At 63.8% G+C, this 17407-nt stretch carries 19 protein-coding genes; 4 read left to right on the top strand and 15 right to left on the bottom strand.

All coding sequences use genetic code 11. From position 1 onward, the window contains the following. Positions 1–48: 48 nt before the first annotated feature. The 7 genes from ACSKT0_RS01265 to ACSKT0_RS01235 form a co-directional block, all read right to left on the bottom strand. Positions 49–954 (bottom strand): carbohydrate ABC transporter permease, encoded by a 906-nt coding sequence (locus tag ACSKT0_RS01265; RefSeq protein ID WP_437772158.1) that lies wholly within the window; start codon positions 952–954, stop codon positions 49–51. Further along, positions 951–1832, bottom strand: a complete 882-nt coding sequence (locus ACSKT0_RS01260) for a carbohydrate ABC transporter permease (protein ID WP_059388447.1) — start codon at positions 1830–1832, stop codon at positions 951–953. The genes ACSKT0_RS01265 and ACSKT0_RS01260 overlap by 4 nt, the downstream gene beginning before the upstream one ends. Positions 1833–1878: 46 nt before the next feature. Continuing rightward, entirely contained in the window at positions 1879–3213 is a 1335-nt protein-coding gene (locus tag ACSKT0_RS01255) for an ABC transporter substrate-binding protein (protein WP_437772157.1), read from the bottom strand. A 45-nt stretch (positions 3214–3258) separates the two neighbouring features. Beyond that, positions 3259–4695, bottom strand: coding sequence for a GH32 C-terminal domain-containing protein (locus ACSKT0_RS01250; protein WP_437772156.1), 1437 nt, complete (start codon positions 4693–4695; stop codon positions 3259–3261). A 154-nt stretch (positions 4696–4849) separates the two neighbouring features. Further along, on the bottom strand, positions 4850–5992 hold the full coding sequence (locus tag ACSKT0_RS01245; protein ID WP_437772155.1) for a diguanylate cyclase: 1143 nt from the start codon (positions 5990–5992) through the stop codon (positions 4850–4852). 45 nt (positions 5993–6037) lie between these two features. Then, complete coding sequence (locus ACSKT0_RS01240; protein WP_437772154.1) at positions 6038–6781, bottom strand: 3-hydroxybutyrate dehydrogenase; 744 nt, start codon at positions 6779–6781, stop codon at positions 6038–6040. Further along, the gene (locus ACSKT0_RS01235) at positions 6778–8157 is read right to left on the bottom strand and encodes an MFS transporter (protein WP_437772153.1); all 1380 of its coding nucleotides are present in this window, start codon (positions 8155–8157) and stop codon (positions 6778–6780) included. The genes ACSKT0_RS01240 and ACSKT0_RS01235 overlap by 4 nt, the downstream gene beginning before the upstream one ends. A 129-nt stretch (positions 8158–8286) precedes the next feature. Here ACSKT0_RS01235 and ACSKT0_RS01230 point away from each other — a divergent pair, with 129 nt between their 5' ends. After that, entirely contained in the window at positions 8287–9183 is an 897-nt protein-coding gene (locus ACSKT0_RS01230) for a LysR family transcriptional regulator (protein WP_437772152.1), read from the top strand. Between the two features lie 76 nt (positions 9184–9259). On the opposite strand, the gene ACSKT0_RS01225 is transcribed toward ACSKT0_RS01230, so the two are convergent. From ACSKT0_RS01225 to ACSKT0_RS01210, 4 genes are all read right to left on the bottom strand, one after another. Beyond that, positions 9260–10150, bottom strand: coding sequence for a spermidine synthase (locus ACSKT0_RS01225; protein WP_437772151.1), 891 nt, complete (start codon positions 10148–10150; stop codon positions 9260–9262). A gap of 90 nt (positions 10151–10240) precedes the next feature. After that, on the bottom strand, positions 10241–10744 hold the full coding sequence (locus ACSKT0_RS01220; RefSeq protein WP_437772150.1) for an N-acetyltransferase family protein: 504 nt from the start codon (positions 10742–10744) through the stop codon (positions 10241–10243). 15 nt (positions 10745–10759) lie between these two features. Beyond that, positions 10760–11443, bottom strand: a complete 684-nt coding sequence (locus ACSKT0_RS01215) for an O-methyltransferase (RefSeq protein WP_437772149.1) — start codon at positions 11441–11443, stop codon at positions 10760–10762. Between the two features lie 42 nt (positions 11444–11485). Then, complete coding sequence (locus ACSKT0_RS01210) at positions 11486–11809, bottom strand: thiamine-binding protein (RefSeq protein ID WP_437772148.1); 324 nt, start codon at positions 11807–11809, stop codon at positions 11486–11488. A gap of 70 nt (positions 11810–11879) precedes the next feature. Here ACSKT0_RS01210 and ACSKT0_RS01205 point away from each other — a divergent pair, with 70 nt between their 5' ends. Further along, complete coding sequence (locus ACSKT0_RS01205; protein ID WP_437773940.1) at positions 11880–12500, top strand: TetR/AcrR family transcriptional regulator; 621 nt, start codon at positions 11880–11882, stop codon at positions 12498–12500. A gap of 55 nt (positions 12501–12555) precedes the next feature. Here the strand turns inward: ACSKT0_RS01205 and ACSKT0_RS01200 are convergent, their stop codons facing one another. The 3 genes from ACSKT0_RS01200 to ACSKT0_RS01190 are packed head-to-tail and all read right to left on the bottom strand — an operon-like array spanning position 12556 to position 14107. Continuing rightward, positions 12556–12867, bottom strand: coding sequence for an AzlD domain-containing protein (locus ACSKT0_RS01200; protein WP_437772147.1), 312 nt, complete (start codon positions 12865–12867; stop codon positions 12556–12558). Continuing rightward, positions 12864–13616, bottom strand: coding sequence for an AzlC family ABC transporter permease (locus ACSKT0_RS01195; RefSeq protein ID WP_437772146.1), 753 nt, complete (start codon positions 13614–13616; stop codon positions 12864–12866). Before ACSKT0_RS01195 ends, ACSKT0_RS01200 begins: the two co-directional genes overlap by 4 nt. Beyond that, on the bottom strand, positions 13613–14107 hold the full coding sequence (locus ACSKT0_RS01190; protein WP_437772145.1) for a DoxX family protein: 495 nt from the start codon (positions 14105–14107) through the stop codon (positions 13613–13615). The genes ACSKT0_RS01195 and ACSKT0_RS01190 overlap by 4 nt, the downstream gene beginning before the upstream one ends. Before the next feature lie 184 nt (positions 14108–14291). Here ACSKT0_RS01190 and ACSKT0_RS01185 point away from each other — a divergent pair, with 184 nt between their 5' ends. Further along, positions 14292–15029, top strand: a complete 738-nt coding sequence (locus tag ACSKT0_RS01185; RefSeq protein WP_437772144.1) for a fumarylacetoacetate hydrolase family protein — start codon at positions 14292–14294, stop codon at positions 15027–15029. 60 nt (positions 15030–15089) lie between these two features. Here the strand turns inward: ACSKT0_RS01185 and ACSKT0_RS01180 are convergent, their stop codons facing one another. Continuing rightward, positions 15090–15989, bottom strand: coding sequence for a glycerophosphodiester phosphodiesterase family protein (locus ACSKT0_RS01180; RefSeq protein ID WP_437772143.1), 900 nt, complete (start codon positions 15987–15989; stop codon positions 15090–15092). Positions 15990–16039: 50 nt separating this feature from the next. Here ACSKT0_RS01180 and ACSKT0_RS01175 point away from each other — a divergent pair, with 50 nt between their 5' ends. Next, the gene (locus ACSKT0_RS01175; RefSeq protein WP_437772142.1) at positions 16040–17401 is read left to right on the top strand and encodes a DUF445 domain-containing protein; all 1362 of its coding nucleotides are present in this window, start codon (positions 16040–16042) and stop codon (positions 17399–17401) included. The last annotated feature ends 6 nt before the right edge of the window (positions 17402–17407 follow it).

Here is a 17407-nt window from a genome sequence, read left to right as displayed (position 1 = left end):
TCAGACGTCATTGGCCCTCCCCTCACAGTCTATCCAGTGGCCTCGTCCTCACCCCTTCGTCGCCCCGCTCTCGAGGCCTTGGATCATCGCCTTGTTGAGGACAAGGAACACGAGCAGCAAAGGAGTGATGGTGATGCAGACAGCGGCGAACGTCGCGGTCCAGTCGACCTTGCCCATTGCGCCGATATAGTTCTGCAGCCCCAGAGGGATGGTCTTGAGCCCTTCGGAAAGCACGAACGTGTTCGCGAAGATGAAGTCGTTCCAGATGAAGATGCTGTTCACCAGGACCACAGTCACTACCGTGTTGGTGGAGAGCGGAAGGGTGATCAGGCCGAAGATCCGGTACGGTCCGGCGCTGTCCAGGGAGGCTGCCTCATAGGTCTCGCGGGGAATGTATTCAAAGAATGACGAGAAGAGGTAGATCGACATGGGGAGGGCGAACCCCGCCAAGGGGATGATCATCGATTGGTAGGTGTCCAGCAGGTTCACGGACGAGTAGTCGATGAACAGCGGCACCAGCGCGATCTGCACGGGCACGATGATGCCGATCAGGAAGAGGCCGCGGACGAATTTGCTGAAGCGGAATCCGAGGACCTGCAACGCATACGCCGCCATCATGCCCAGCAAGACGATCAGGAGGTTGGCACCCATCGTGACGATAAAACTGTTCAGGATGTTCTGGCCGAGGTTGCCGGTCTGGAAAGCGCGGGCGTAGTTGTCGAAGCTGATGGAACTCGGCAGCGCGAAGGGATCACCCGTGGCAAAGTCGTGGTCGTTGCGCAGGCTCGTGAGGAACAGCCAGGCGAGGGGGTAGACCTGCACGACGACGATGAGGACGATCAGCACCCTCGACAAGCTTCGGAAGACGTTTGGCTTGCGCCGCCGACGCCGGGGAGCCGGGCTGCTTGGCGGTGCAGGGATCGGCCGGGTAACCGGGGCTGTTTGCGCGGTCATGCGTCAGCCTTTCGTTTGAGCATGAGCAAGATGAATCCGACGGCGACGAGGCACTCGACCACGATGAACACCGAGATGGTGCTGGCGTAGCCGAAGTCGGTGCTGGTGAACGCGGTTTTGTACATGTAGGTCGTCAGGAGCTCCGAGGACTGGCCGGGGCCGCCGTTCGTCATGAGGTAAGGGATATCGAATCCACGTAGGCCGTAGGTCGTGGCCATGATGGTGGTGGTGATCCACACGGGCCGGATGTGCGGGAACCTGATCTTGGTGAACAGCTGCCACCGGTTGGCGCCGTCCAGGCGTGCCGCCTCTTCGAGTTCCTGCGGGACGGCAAGCAGCGCGGCGTAGATGATGAGCATGTAGAGCCCCGTGAATCGCCAGCCTTCGGGGGCTGAAACTGCCGCCAGGACAGTATTGACGTCCGAAAGCCAGGGGCGCTCAAGGCTGCCCAGACCGATCCAGCCGAGGACTTGGTTGAGAAGCCCCACCGGATCGATCGAGTAGATCCTCACAAAGAGGAAGGCGATGGCAACCGTCGAAATCACCGCCGGCAGGAGATACAGGGTTTTGACGAGCTCGCGGCCTCTTCGCAGCGAGGTCAGGAGACTTGCGACGAACAACGCGCCGCCCAATTGGAGGACGAGGCAGATGGCGAGGTAGCCGAGGGCGTTGAAGAAGGAACGCCAGAACACGCCGTCGCCGGTGAGCATGTGCACGTAGTTTGCGAAGCCCACGAACTCCATGTCACTGATGCCGTTCCAGGAGAAGAAGCTGAGGAACAGCGATTGCAGTATCGGGAACAGCACCGCGACGCCGTAGAGAAGCAGCGGCGGAAGCAGGAAGACCAGGACCGAGAGTCGTGATCGATTGGGAAGCATGGGAGTGCCTTTCGGGTGGGGGGCCTGGGCCCCCCACCGCTGCGTGTTATTTGAAGAACTTGGGAGCGTTCTGTGCGATGGTGCTATCCATCGTGCTGGTGAACTCGGCAGGCTTGACATTGCCCTGGGCCAAGAGCACGAGCTCTTGTTGCAGCCTGCTGTTGGTGGTCGGATCGAGCTGCGTGTCCCAAGGCATCGCGAGCTTCGACCCGAGATCCTTCGCCTGGTCAACTGCCTTTTTGTACAGTGGCGTGGCGTTGGCTGGAATCGTCGTCTGGACGTTCGTCGTCGGCGAGAGGGCACCCGTGGCCGCGTACTCCGAGGGGTACTTGGCGAGGGCGAATTTCAGGAAGTCGCTCACGAGCGGGTCGAAGGTCTTCGAGTTGACCGCCATGCCTATGCCTGAGGTTGCCACGTACTCGTTGGCGGCCGTGGCGGAACTTGGCGTGGCCGGAAGCGTGAAGTAGTCGACGTCTTTACGCACCGCCGGATTCAGCTTGTCGGTAGCGAGGCTGGGGAGTTCCCAGGTGCCGATGTTGTACATGGCGGCCTTGCCGGAGGTGAAGAGGTTCTGGGCATCAGAGTAGCCCTGCGAGGAGAAGCCGTCCTGGAAGCAGCCGGCCCCGCCGAGCTGGCTTATCCAGTTGACTGTCTTCTGGCCAGTGGCGTCGCTGAACTTCGCGTCACCCTTCTTGAGCTTCTGCACGAAGTCGGGCCCGGCGTCGCGGAAGGGCTGGTAGGAGACGTAGCGCTCAAGCGGCCACTGGTCCTGTCCGTCAAGGGCGAGGGGCGTAATGCCGGCCTTGCGCAGGGCCGTGCACATCGCGGGGATATCGTCGAGCGACTTCGGCACGGACACTCCAGCCTGCTGGAAAAGGGCCTTGTTGTACCAAAAGTACTCGAGCTCGAACTGGAACGGGATCATGTACAGGGATCCGTCGTCGAAGCGCTGGTAATTCAGCGCGTTCGTCCGGTAAGTGTCGTAGACACCGAGGTCTTTGAGCAGCTTCTCGGCGTCGACCATCTTGCCTTGCTTGGCGAGTTGCTGGGCAAACGGCGTGGCGTCCGTGTCGAACAGCTCCGGGAGCTTGTTCGCGGCGGCGAGGGTTTCGTACTTCTGAATGTACGAGGGCCGGTCAGGGGTCGTGATCAGGTTGAGGGAAAAGCCGGGATGGGTCTGGGCGTACTCGTCGGCCACCTTCTTCATGACGTTGATGACTGCACCGTCAGCCGGCCGGGACAGAAGCCACGAGATTTGCCGCGGTTTGATGTCTCCAGTGGGGTTGACGTTGGAGGCGCTGCCGGCCCCTCCACTGCCGCAGGCGGAGAGTGCGAGGGCTGCGGCCGCTGCTACGGCGGCCGTTCGTATGAGCTTCTTCATGGGGGAAATCTCCTTTGATTTGAACGGAGGTCTGGCGCTGGGTATTTAGTTGTCTGTGCGCTTACGTATCTCAAGGTCAGTGAGAGCGATGGTGCCTTCACCGGCGAAAACGCCGATCCGGCCGTCCGGCAGCCCGTAGATCCGGGTGCTCAAGGCGACCTGGCGGTCGACGACGGCGACGCAGAGGTCCCCGTCCACGACAACTTCGAGGGTGTGTTCTCCGGGGACGAGCTCGCAGGGGCGTTCGAGTTCGATCTCGAAGGGAACGTCCCCCGAGACGTGCCATTGCGCGTCGCCGTTTATCTGACGGGGCCATCGGTCGAACACCATGCGTCCGCGCTTCGGTTCCAGGCGGATGATGTAGGACTCGTCTCCGTCCGGGCTTGAGCGAAGCAGCAGGCCGCATTCGGTGGTATCGGGTTCTATCTGCAGCACCGCCCGGGCGTAGAACTGCCGCGGGAGGACCTCATCGGACACCAAGGCCCTGTATCCGTCGGGAGCATTCAGCGCCTCCGGAAGGGCGCTGCCGAAGGTTACCGGGATCTCGTCCCAGAAGCTCTCGACCAGCTCGTCGGCAAACGAAAACGCGAGGGTGCCGTCGTCGTTCTGGCGGGCCTCGAGGACGGACATCGTGCCCGCCCACTGCCAGGCGCCGTCGTCGCGGTTGTCCTCCTTGCTGGCGATCCAGCCGAAGAAGAACCGGCGGCCATCCCGCTCGGCCGTCTTCGAGGCATAGAAGGCGCGGCCGTCAACGCTGTCCCGCGCCGGCACGATCCATGGCCCGTCGGGACTTTTCGCCATACGGTAGCGGGTGGTGAAGGACTCGGAGAATTCCGAATAGACCAGGTACCACCAGTCTCCCCAGGCGAAGACGTCGGGGCATTCGTGCGTGATGTACCGGCGAGGATCCCAGAACGGCTCTGTATGCTCCCAATCCATCAGGTTCGGGGAGACGCATTGGGCAATCACTCCGCGGCGGCGGTCCGGACCGTCCGCGTGCCGTGCGGCCAGCAGCATCCGCCACAAACCGCTTGCCTCGTCCTTGAAGACGAACGGATCGCGCCAGTCGCCGGATTCGTAGCCGGCCGGGGCGCCGAAGGTCAACTCCGGATGCTTGACCCACGTCAGCATTCCGTCCGTGCTCGTGGCATGCATGACAAGTTGGAGCGGGGCCCCGTCGGAGCCGGGGTGCCGCGGATTCTGTCCCGTGTAGAACAGGTGGTGTATTCCGGACTCGTCGCACACAACGCTGCCCGTGTATGCATTGAAGTCCGCGTCGTCCTCCCCGCCATGACGAAGCGACACTCCATGGTCCTCGAACCGGGTGAGGTCCTTGGTGGTCACAAGATTCCAGGACGTTCCCGGCTTCGGGTCGTTCCGCACCTCGTGCAGATAGAAAAGCCAAAACTCCCCGTCCTTCTGGAACGGGATCACGTCTCCGACCCATCCATCGGTGGGTTGGAAGAAGACTGAGTAAGTCATCGGCGTTGATGTCCATTTCTGCTAAAGCGTTTGATCACTGCAAGCGTAACCGAGGTCACACTTTTGATCAAGCGTTTAAGCAGATTGTTTTGACGGACTGATTTGAGCGTTGCAGGATCGGTCCAGCGCCGCGTGAGTCAGCGCTCGACGGCGGCTAGGCAGTTGCGCAGACCGCGCGGTTCCGCCCAAGGGACTTGGCCTGGTACAGGGCCTTGTCGGCGGCCACGATCATGCGGGCCACATCGGCGTCGGCGAGGGTGCTGGGGGCGATGCCATAGCTCACCGTGGGGAAGGTGACGCCGTCCGGCGGTTCTGCCGAGGCCAAACGGCGGCTGATTTCGTTAGCAATGATTTCTGCACTCTCGAGATCGGCCCCGGGAAGCAGGATGGTGAATTCCTCTCCGCCATACCTCCCGACAAGGTCTGTGTGGCGGACCGAGGCCTGACACGCCGCGGCGAAGGCCTGGATGGCGGTGTCGCCCGCAGCGTGGCCATGACTGTCGTTGAGTGATTTGAAATGGTCGAGGTCGGCGAGGATCAACGTGGAGATCGATCCCGCCGAGTGCAGCCTGCCGATCTCCTGGGTGGCCAGCTCCATGAAGGCGGTACGGTTCAGGAGCCCCGTCAGGCCGTCCCGGGTGGCGCGTTCGTTGAGCCCGTTGATGAGCTGCTCGTTACTCAGCGCAGTCATGCTGAAGGACACGGTGACAAGAAGGACGATGGTGACCACGCTGGTGGTTGCCGAGCTGAGAAAGGTGCCGAAATCCGGACCGTCGGGTCCTTCAACGACATATGCGATCCCGCGGCAGAAGAAGAACGACGCCAGCACTCCTGCGGCGAGCGCCAAGGAGCGATGGGCCTGTGAAACGCTGGGCTTCAACCGCCAGAGTTCAACCGTTGCCAAACCCATGCCCAAGGACATCATGGCCAAATACACCAGGCCGCCGGACCATGCGTTGGTGGCCGGGTTCTCCAGCGTGGCGGCCACAGCCGTGGCGACGGGTCCGGCGAGGAGCTGCCATCGCGGCGTCGGAAGCAAGCGCAGGGAGCGCGAGCCCGCCCACACGCTGAACGCACCGGCCACCAGCAAAGCGTTGCCGAGTGGCCCCGCCCAGATCTGCTGGGGAGTCCCGGCGAGCAGGTACGCCATGTTCCCCGAAAGCAGGAAAACGAGGGCGAGGCACCACCACCCGCTGTACGCGGAGCGGGTCCGGCGGAACGATCCGAAAAACAGCAGGCAGAGCGTAAAAGCGACAATGCCCAGAGCTATCTTAAGGCTGACCGGATCGAGACCCATATGCGCTCCCCTCGTGGGCACCAGCCTACGACATCGAGGGGTAAGTTAACGGGCGGACCAGCCCCCGTCCATCGTGTAGCTGGCTCCGGTGACCATGCCGGCGTCGTCGGACGCTATCCACGCGGCCAGCGACGCTACTTCCTCCGGCTCGACGAGGCGTTTCACCGCGGATTCCGTCAGCATGACCTTCGCCAGGACTTCCGACTCAGGGATGCCGTGCAGCAGTGCCTGGTCGGCGATCTGCTTCTCGACGAGGGGCGTACGCACGTATCCCGGATTGATGCAGTTGGAGGTGACCCCGTGCTGGCCGCCCTCGAGGGCCGTCACCTTGCTGAGCCCCTCGAGCCCGTGCTTGGCCGAGACATACGCGCTCTTGAATGCCGACGCCCGCAGCCCATGGACCGAGGAGATGTTGATGATCCGGCCGAATCCGTTGGCGTACATGTGCGGAAGTGCTGCCCGGATGAGGAGGAAAGGGGCTTCGAGCATGAGGGTGAGGATGCGGCGGAAGTCTGCGGGTTCGAATTCTTCGATGGGGGCAACCTTCTGGATGCCGGCATTGTTGACGAGGATGTCGCAATCCAGGCTGAGTCCCGCCAGGGCCTCAGCGTCGAGCAAGTCGACGGCCCAGGCGGTGCCGCCGAGCTTGTCGGCGAGCGCGGCGGCACCGGCGGCATCGACGTCGGCCACTACAACCTTCGCGCCCCGCGCGGCGAGGGCCGTGGCACATGCTGCGCCGATGCCGCTCGCCCCGCCGGTGACTAGGGCCTTGCGGCCCTCCAGGCTCATGCGCGGGCACCCATGGGGAGGCCGTGGCGAACGGCGTCGGCCTTGTCAACGTCTTCCAGCGCCACTCCGCGGGTCTCCTTGAGCGTCAAGACGACGACGGCGGTGATGGCGCAGGCGATCACCAGGTAGATCGCCGTGGGCATCCAGGAACCGGTGTCCTTGAGCCACTGCGTCGCCAAGAGCGGGGCCAGCGAACCAGCGAAGATCGAGGTGACTTGCGAGCCGAGGGAGACGCCCGAGTAGCGCATCCGGGTGGGGAAGAGCTCGGTCATGATGGCCGGCTGCCCTGCGTACATGAAGGCATGCAGGCAGAGGCCGATGGTCACGGCGGCAACGATTACCACGGGGTTCTTGGTGTCGAACATGGGGAAGGCGAAGAACGGCCAGGTCGCACCGCTTATGGCACCGATAAGGTAAACCGGCTTGCGCCCCCAGTTGTCAGCCAACCGGCCCAGCTGCGGAATGACCACGAAGTGGACAACGTGCGCGATCAGGAGCGCGAGCAGCAACGAGGAGGTGTCGTACTTGTCCACGCTCTTGAGGTACACGATGGAGAAGCTCACCACGAGGTAGTACATGATGTTCTCCGCGAGCCTCAGTCCCATGGCCTGGAGGATGCCCTTGGGGTACTTGCGGATGACTTCGCCGACGCCGTAGCTGACGGCTTGTTCCTTCTCCACCTGGGCCTTCGCCTCAAGGAAGATCGGGGCCTCGGTCACGTGGGTGCGGATGTAGTAGCCCACGAAGACAATCACGGCGGAGAGCCAGAACGCCACGCGCCATCCCCAGCTGAGGAATGCTGCGCTGCTGAGGGTGGTGGACATGATGAAGAGGACCAGCGTGGCGAGGAGGTTGCCGACGGGAACCGCGGCCTGCGGCCAGCTTGACCAAAATCCGCGGGACTCCTTGGGGCTGTGTTCTGCCACCAGCAGCACCGCACCACCCCATTCGCCACCCAGTGCGAAGCCTTGGATGAAGCGGAGCGCCACGAGCATGGCCGGCGCCCAGTAGCCGAGGTCGGCGAAGCCAGGGAGGCAACCCATGAGGAAAGTGGATACGCCGACAATCACAATGGTGAGCTGCAGGGTGGGTTTGCGGCCGAGCCTGTCGCCGATCTGGCCGAAGACGATGCCGCCCAGCGGCCGGGCCACGAAGCCCACCGCGTACGTCAGGAACGCCTGGATGATGCCGTCGAGGTCGTTGCCGGTGGGCGGGAAGAAGTACTTGCCGAAAACCAGCGTTGCGGCGGTGGCGTAGAGGAAGAATTCGTACCATTCCACCACGGTGCCCACCATCGAGGCGGCGACGATCTTCTTGAGGCCTGCGCCTTTGCCGGTCGCGGCGGCGCCGGCTGCGGAGCGTTGTCCTACGGCCATGTCCATCTCCTTAGTGTCCACACTGACACGCGTTGTGATCCACAACACGAAATGCTCCAATGAGTATTGCCGCACATTACTGCGGCTTCAATAACCAAAATGGCACTAAGTGTGTGCAGAATTGCAGATATGAATCCGAATCCAGACGATCTCCTGGTCCTTCTCGCGGTATCGCGCTCAGGTAAGTTCACGACGGCGGCCCAAGCCTTGGGATTGAACCACACCACTGTTTCCCGCAGGATCGCCGCGCTCGAGAAGGCGCTCGGCGGCCGGGTCCTCGCGCGGGCGGCGGGCGGCTGGGAAGTCACGGAGCTCGGAGCCGAGGCCGTGGGCGTGGCCGAGCGGATCGAAGCGGCGGTGGGCACGCTGGGACCGGACGACCGCGCGCCGGACCCTATTGCCGGCGTCGTACGCATGACCGCGACCGACGGATTCAGCGCCTACATCGCGGCACCGGCCGTGGCGCGCTTGCGGCGATCGCATCCCGGCCTCACGGTGGAGATCATCACCGTGACCCGCCGGGCGCTCCAGCAGCGTTCCGGCCTGGACCTCGAGGTGGTGGTGGGCGAACCCCAGGTGCACCGGGCCGAGGCTGTGTTGCTGGGCGAGTACATGCTGGGAATGTATGCCTCGCGCGAGTACCTGGCTTTTCACGGCGTACCCGGCACCGTGGAAGAGCTGACGCGGCATCAGCTGGTCTATTTCGTGGACTCCATGCTGCAAGTGGACGACCTCGATGCCCCTCGCCGGCTGGTCCCGTCCATGCGCGACGGCTTGAGCTCTACCAATGTCTTCGTCCACGTCGAGGCGACGCGCGCCGGGGCCGGTATCGGCTTCCTGCCGTGCTTCATGGCGGACCGGCACCCGGACCTCGTACGGCTGCTCCCCTCGGATTTCGCGGAGCTACTCCCCTACTGGATGGTCCTGCGGCCCGACTCGATGCGCCGCCCCGCAGTTGCCGCCGTCGTGCACGCCCTTCAAGAGGAGACTGCCGCACACCGCGAGCTGCTGCTGGCGCGCCGCTGAAGTTCCGACGCGCGCTCACATATACGCCCTCCCCGGCCAACCCTCGCTCACATATAGGCCCGAGGGCGAGTTGCGGTCAGGCGGCCGGCTGAGGGTCGTGCCGGATCTGGGCGCCGACGGCGAATGCCCGGACCTTTGCATCGTTCCAGATATGCGCGGGAACGGCCCCGCCGAGCAGCTTCCGGGCCAGTTGCGGATCGTCGCCGAACGGCTCGTGGCTGCCGGCCATGATCATGTTCCCGTACCGCCGGCCCTTGAGCATCGCGGGGTCGGCAATGATCATGGTGTGCGCGAAGGTGTCTGCGATGGTGGCGGCGTCCTCGCGGGCGTTCTTGAGGTCCGGGGCGTCTCCGGAATTCACCACATAAAGGCCGCCCGGAGCCAGCACCTTCGACGCGTGGTCGTTGAACTCGCGGGTGGTGAGCGCCCTCGGAGTGAGGGCGCCGGCAAAGACGTCCCGGATGATGAGGTCCCGGGTGTCCGGAGTGAGGCCTTCCGTGACTTCCCTGGCTTCGCCCACCCGGATCCGCATCAATGGGGCCTTCGGCAGGTCGAACCAGCCGCGTACGTATTCGGCCAGCTTGCCGTCGAGTTCCACCACCACTTGGCGCGCGTCGGGGTAGGCGGCGTGGAAGTACCGGGCCAGGGAACATGCTCCGCCGCCGAGGTGCAAGGCACGCAGCTTCGGCTTGGACTCGGGCGGCCATTTGGATTCCACCAGGGCCGCAATCCAGCGCATGTACTCGAAGTCCAGGAACAACGGCTCTGCAACATCGATGTGCGAGCTCATGACACCGTTGATTTTCAGGAGCCAGCCGTTGGAGTTGTCCGGGTCGGCAACGAGTTCGCAGTCCCCGGTGTCGATGTAGTAGACGCCCTCCACAGGACCGTTCGGCTTCGTGCCCGCGGGCACCTCGATAACCCCGGCAGCTTGTCCGGCGCCCCTGCCCTTGCCACGCTTCGCCACTACAGCCGCCCTCTTCCGGTCATGCTTCAACCCTAGTTGACGCCGCTGCCTTGCGGTCAGCCCCCGACGGCGGCGCGCACCATCTTGCGGTCAGCCCCCGACGGCGGCGCGCACCATCCGGATCTCCGGCAGTTCGTACCAGTCCGGCGGCAAAAGCTGACGTGTACCGTCGGGGCGGAAGCCGTTCTTGCGGTAGAAAGCCTGGGCACGTGGATTGTCTTCAAGCACCCACAGGTAGGCGGCGGCGTTGCCGATCACAGCGTCGACCAATGCTTGCCCCACGCCCAACCCGTGCACGCGCCGCAAGGTATAGATCATCTGCAATTCCAGCTCGGATGGCCGGTCCTCGTCCCGGGCCTGACCGGCAGAAGCGATGCCTACCAAGGCGCCGTCAGCATCGTGGGCGAGCATCGGCTTGTACGAGCCCGCCAAGGCTTCCCGCTGCCTCTCGATCCGCGTGTTGATGGTGGCCTCACGGAAGGCGAAGAACTCCTCGGGCAAGAGGCGCCCGTAGCTTTCCCGCCAGGCAGCCAAATGCATGCGGGTCAAGGGTTCAACGTCATCCACCGTTGCCGGACGGAGGGTAAATTCCATGCGCACAGCCTAGCGTCACACCACCCGGGCTATCGCGAAACCGTCCCATCCCTTGGATCCAACCGTTTGGATGGCCGTTGCGTCGAGGCGCGGATCCTTGCCCATCATTTCCAACGCACCCACGATGCCCGGAGCGTTCACCTCGTCCATGGAAGGATCCAGGATGGCGCCCTCCCAGATAACGTTGTCCATCACAATCACCGTGCCCGGCCTCCCGAGCCGGATAGCCCAGTCGAGGTAGTTGGAATCGTTCTCCTTGTCGGCATCAATGAAGACGAAGTCGAACGGGCCGTCCCGCTCGGGATCTTTGGCCAGCGCCGCAAGAGTCTCCAGCGCGGGGCCGATCCGGATGTCTACTTTGTGGCCGATCCCAGCCATGTCAACGTTCGCCCGGGCGATTTCAGCGTGTTTCGGGAGGTATTCGCACGTGACCAGTCGGCCGTCGTCGGGCAGTCCCTGGGCCATCCAGATCGCGCTGAAGCCGGCCAAAGTGCCTATTTCCAGCACGCGCCGCGCACCGGACAGCTGCACCAGCATCTTGAGCAGCTTCCCGGCGTTGGGCGCCACTTCGATGGGCGGCATCCCGGCGTCGAGGGCGGACTGCACCGCGTGTTTGAGCGCGGCGTTCGGGCGGACGACGGCGTTGGACAAGTATTCCTCGACGGCCACCCAGCCGGGCTGGGCCTTTTGTTCAAACATGGCCCAAGTCTGGCACCGGGCACCGACAGAGGGAAGGACCGGCTACTCGCCTTTGTTGATCGCACGCTCCAGCCGCTCAACTTTGCCCGTGAGTTCCCCCGTGTATCCCGGCCGGATATCCGCCTTGATCACCAAGGACACCCGGTTTCCGTACTTGCCCACGGCCTCGGTGGCGCGCTTGACGACGTCGAACACTTCATCCCACTCGCCCTCGATGGTGGTGAACATCGAGTCCGTCTGGTTGGGGAGCCCGGATTCGCGGACGATCTTCACGGCCTCGGCAACGGCGTCGTGCACCGAGCCATCAACGGATACGGCGCCAGCAGCGGGCTGGCCGGACGGGGCAACTGAAAAGGCAAGCAACATGAATCCAGTCTTTCACGGGCAAGAATGTCACAAAAGTGATTGGAGCCCCTCCGTTGCTACTGTGAGCAGCATGGACCGGCCCTTGGAACGCAAGCCACTTAGAGCTGATGCTGCGCGCAATGTAGACAAGATCATCACGGCAGCGCGCCAGTGCTTCCGCGAGCTGGGCCCGGAGGTTCCACTCCAGACGATCGCCACCACCGCAGGTGTTGGCCCGGCTACACTGTTCCGCAACTTCGCTGACAAAGAACAACTCGTCCTGGCCGCCCTGTCGCGGCAACTCAGGCTTCATGTGGACCCGGTCGTGGAAGATGCCCTCGCGGGCATGGATGCCGCCGTCGGGCTCATCAACGTGATCGACGCCGTGGTGCAGGTTGCCAGCGAAGACGCGAACCTGCTGGGCGCCGTCGCCGGCCGCCGCGGACTCTTGGTGGGCATCACTGGCGGCTTGATCGATTCCATGGCTGAACTGCTTAGCCGCGGCCAGGGCCAGGGTTCGCTGCGCCGGGACATCTCCATCGAGGACATGGTGCGCCTTGTTGCCATGCTGATCGGCGCCGTGGACACCATGGAGCCGGGGTCCCGCGCTTGGGAACGGCCGGTTGCCTTGCTTGAGGATGCCATCCGCACCGAACGCCCGTCGCGCCCGCTGCCACAGCAGACCCCCATCCCCGGGATGGCTTTCGAGTAACCAGCGCACGACGGCGTCGCTCACCGCGGCGACGGTCGGAACCACGGGCGGTGGTTCAGCGCCAGCCGAGCAGCCGCAGGCAGGCGGCCGCCGCCGATCCCACGATCACCACCACAAGGAACGGGGCCCGGAGCCACAGCGCGACGGCCCCAGCTGCGAGCGCACCGAGCCTGGCGTCGAGGGCGAGGGACTGCCCGGACGCCACCGCGTTGACGACGGTCAGGGACGCAAGCAGGCCGATGGTCATGGTGCCGGCCACGCGCATCATCCGCGGACTCCGCAGGAGCTTCGCCGGCACGAAATAGCCCGAAAGCTTGGTGAGGTACGCCAGTCCGCAGGCGATGAGGATCCAGAGCCAGAGGGTCATTCGGCGTTCCTTTCGCGGCTGGAAGCTTCAGCGTTTGAATGACCGCGCGGGTAGGGATCGACGTCGGGCTCCATGCCTTCGTCACTGCGTCCGTGGCTGAACCAGCCAATGGCCCCGGCCACGACGGCGGCCACGAGGATGGGCACGCCCGCCGGAACGAACGGAACCGTAATAATGGTCGCCAGAGCAGCAGCAGCGGCGATCGCCCAGGGTTCACGGCCCTTGAGCCGAGGCCAGAGCAGGCCCAGGAACGCTGCCACGGCGGCGCCGTCGAGCCCCCACTGCTTGGGATCGCCCAAGGCATCGCCCGCCAAGGCTCCGACAGCCGTGAAGATGTTCCACAGCACGAAAATGCCGAGTCCGGCCGTCCAGAAGCCACGTCGCTGTTCGTCCGAATCGCTTTGTCCCGAGGCAGTGGCGGTGGACTCGTCGATGGTGATGTGTGCTTGCGGGTACTTGAGCCATCCGCTGGGACGCAACAGCGCGTTCATCTGCATCCCGTAGATGCCATTGCGCAAGCCCAGCAGCGCGGCCGCGGTCATGGCCGCAATGCCGGAACCGCCGCCAGCCACGACGCCGATGAAGGCGAACTGCGATCCTCCACTGAACATGAGCAGGCTGAACGCCATGGTCTGCCAGAAGCTGAACCCGGAGGCTGAGGCCAATGCACCGAACGAGATGCCGTAGAGGCCCGTTGCGATGCTGATGGAGAGGCCCACCTTCACCGCCGGGGATTCGAGGAGTTTCATGCGCCCCGTTTCGCTCCAGCCAGACTCCATGCCCACAGGATCAAAGGGAGCTGTAAAGGCAGGCGCAGGGTGTGAATCCGCCGCGCGGACGACGTTCCGGCGGGAGAGTATGCGCGGCGGAGCGCGTCCACGTGGCCGGCCAGGAACACCGTGAACATCAGCGTGGTGCCGCGGGCTGCGGCCCTGCGCGTGGCAGGAATGAGGAGCCCGACGGCGGCAACCGCCTCAAGCAGTCCGCTCACCGCGATCCATTCCTCCCGGGACATGACCGCCAAGGCGCCGTTCCGAGGTGCGGCCGCGGCGGCCTTGCCTTGGCCGGGTTCGAGTTCGGCGACTTCCCTCGGATTGTCATCGCGGCACAGATAATCCGGGACGACCGGGGCAAAGAACTTGGGCTGCTGGAAGTGCTTCCTGGCGCTCACGAGTAACAGTGCACTCAGGGCCGCCGCGGAGATTGTCTGGGTTGTCCGGGCGGACCATGAAAAAGGCATGTATTCATGCAACCACAGCCCTGCCCGCCGCGGTAACCGGAGGGTTGCCGCGGCGGTCGGGTGCAATTCTTGTCCGTTCAGAATATTGGACTCAGTTCAGCATGATGTATGTTCTTCTTTAGGCCGTGCCTGCCGCCGTCCACCGCTACCGTCCACCGCCACAAGAAATTCAACGAGGAGTTCAATGCGCATCGCCCGACTACAAACCCCTTCCGGCCCGACGCACGCAGTCCTGCGCAACGGAAGCTGGGACCATATCGAGGACCCCTTTGCCGAGGTTCTTTCTTTCACCGGGAAATCCAGTTCCGCGGACGACGCCTTGTTCCTCGCCCCGGTCCGACCCTCAGTGGTGCTAGGAATCGGGCACAACCTGGGCAACAACAACCACGTGCTGCCCATCCAGGCTTGGCACAAGTCGGTCCACAGCATCGCCGGCCCCGGTGATGACATCGTGGCCGTGCGCAACGCGGGCACAGTGAACGTGGAAGGCGAACTGGCCGCCGTCATCGGAAAGCGTGCGGAGAAGCTCACGGCCGAGAACGCCTTGAGCCACGTCCTGGGCTACACGGTGGTCAATGACGTCACCAATGTGGACCAAAACCAGGTCGACGAAAAACTCTTCCAGGGCAAGTCCGGCACCAACTACACGCCGCTCGGACCGTGGATCGAAACCGGGATCGAGGACCCGGACAACGTCAGCACCGAGGTAGTGGTCAACGGCGAGGTCAAAGCCAGGTCCGGTTCCTTCAACCTGCCATCCTCCATCACGGATTGCCTCGTTTACGTCACCCAATGGCTGACGCTGGAACCGGGAGACATCATCATGACGGGAGCCCCGAACACCTTCGTGGCTGTCCAGCCCGGCGACCGGGTGGACATCACGCTGGGCGGCATCGGAACCCTCAGCAACACGGTCATCTGACTCGCAGTAGTTGTCGTTTTGGGGCCCCAGAACGACAACTACTGCGAGTCAGTTGGGAGCCTAAAGCTGGGCCAGGACCTGCGCCGGCTTGTTCGTGGTGATCTCGTGGATGCCAAGGCCTTGGCACAACGCAACATCGTTCTCCGAATCGACGGTCCACACCCGGAAGCGGCGGCCGGATTCAAGCCAGCGCTGAACGGTGCGGGCGTGCTTGCGGACGTAGTCGATGCCCGGGCCCGCCAGTCCAACCTCGCAGTCGTCCAGGATCCGTTCGCCTTCCTGCTGGGCTGCCTTCATCACGTTGGCCACCGCTCCCCCGGTGATGACGCCAAGGCCGAGTTCATCGCGGACTTCCTCCACCGTGACGTCGTCCACCAACTGGCAGATGTGCTCCGCGGGAACGAACCGGAGCAGGTGCTTGATCGAATCCGGGCTGAAACTCATAAAGGAAACCTGGATGTTGTCCAGCATGGAGGTCTCTGCGTTCCACCCTTCGTTGCCCAGAAGCTCGAGCACGCGGTCTTCAAGCTTGAGCTGGTACGGGCTGGGGTGCTTGAGCTCAATGGCCAGGCCGATGGTCCTGCCGGCATCGCGCAGGATCTCCAGCAACTCCGGGAGCGTCAGGAGCTGGTCCGACTTTGCACCGTACTGGTCCGGAATCCGTGCGCCCTTCCAGGAAGAGAAATCCAGCTGCCGCAGCTCTTCGAGCGTCTTCTCAGCCACGGGACCGGTGCCGTCCGAGGTACGGTCCAAGTTCGCGTCGTGAAGCAGGACAACGTGCTGGTCCCTGGTCAGGTGGACGTCGCACTCGACGCCGTCGGCGCCGTCGGCGATTGCTTTCAGGTATGCGGCGCGTGTGTGCTCCGCAAATGCGGCACTCGCTCCGCGGTGGGCGTAGACCATGGGCCGCGTGTTTTGCTCCGTGCTTTGGTCTGGGCGACCGGGCTCGTCATTCGTCATGGGGATACGGTAGCCCACGCCCACGACGGCGACGGGGCTACGCTGGGCACATGCAGGTGAACTCTGAACAAATCCCGGTGACCGAGAGCGATAGCGACCCGACGGCGGAGGCTACCCAGCGCGCAGCTGCCGGGAGCAGCTCTACGGTTGCGGCCGGCGTCGGGCAACGAAACGGTGACGCCGAAAAGGCCGCTGCCCTGCGTCGGATGAAATCGGTGGCGCTGGCGCTCCTGATTGTGATGGCGGTGGTTTTCACCGCTGCTTTCGCCTTGCAGAGGCAGTATCCGTGGCTGGAATATGTGCGGGCAGCTGCGGAGGGCGGCATGGTGGGAGCATTGGCCGACTGGTTCGCCGTCACTGCGCTGTTCAAATACCCCATGGGCCTGAAAATCCCGCACACGGCCATCATTCCGCGACGCAAGGACCAGATCGGCGCCTCGCTCGGGGAATTCGTGGAGACCAACTTCCTGTCCGAGCAGGTGGTCCAGGAGAAGCTCGCGAGCATCGACATCGCCCGGAAAGCCGGCAAGTGGCTCGCTTCCCCCGGCGGCCCGGAGCGTGTCGCAAAGGAAGGTTCCGCACTGATCCGCGGAGCGTTCACCGTGCTGAACGACGACGACGTCCAGGCAGTGATCGAGGGCATGGTCCGCAAGCACCTGCTCACTCCGCCATGGGGACCGCCCGTGGGCCGGATGGCCGAACGGATCTTTGCCGACGGCCACCACCACAAGCTGGTCGATCTGTTGGTTGACCGTGCGGCGGATTGGGTGGAAGCGAACCACTCTACGGTGAACCGGCTCGTGTCCGACCGTTCACCCCTCTGGGTTCCGTCCTTCGTGGACGACATCGTTGGCGACAGGGTCTACAACGAAATCGCCAAGTTCGTCCGGGCGGTACAGCAGGATCCCGACCATCAAGTGCGCCAATCGATCGACACATACCTCGGCGATCTTGCCCAGGATCTTCAGCACGATCCCGCAATGATTGCCCGGGCCGAGGCAATCAAGACCCAGGTCCTCGGTGATCCCGAGGTCCGCGAACTCGCTTCCCGCACGTGGGGCACCATCAAGGACGCGCTGCTCACCGCCGTCGACGATCCCGACAGCGAACTGACACAGCGTTTCAAGAGTGCCGTCCGGGACTTCGGTTCACGGCTTGTCAACGACGACGAGCTCGCGGGAAAGGTCAATGCCTGGATCGGTGACGCCGCCGGGTACCTCGTCAAAACCTATCGCTCCGATATCGCGGGGGTCATCACGGACACCGTCGCACGCTGGGATGCCGAGGAAACCTCGCAAAAGATCGAACTCCAGGTGGGTAAGGACCTGCAATACATCCGCATCAACGGCACCGTGGTGGGATCACTGGCCGGGCTCGCGATCTTCACTGTGGCGCACTTGGTTTTCGGCTGACGCTGG

Source organism: Arthrobacter sp. KNU40, from assembly GCF_051515115.1.
GTDB lineage: Bacteria > Actinomycetota > Actinomycetes > Actinomycetales > Micrococcaceae > Arthrobacter.
The sequence above is the reverse complement of the archived record's forward strand: the minus strand, read 5'-3'. Positions and strand labels throughout refer to the sequence as shown.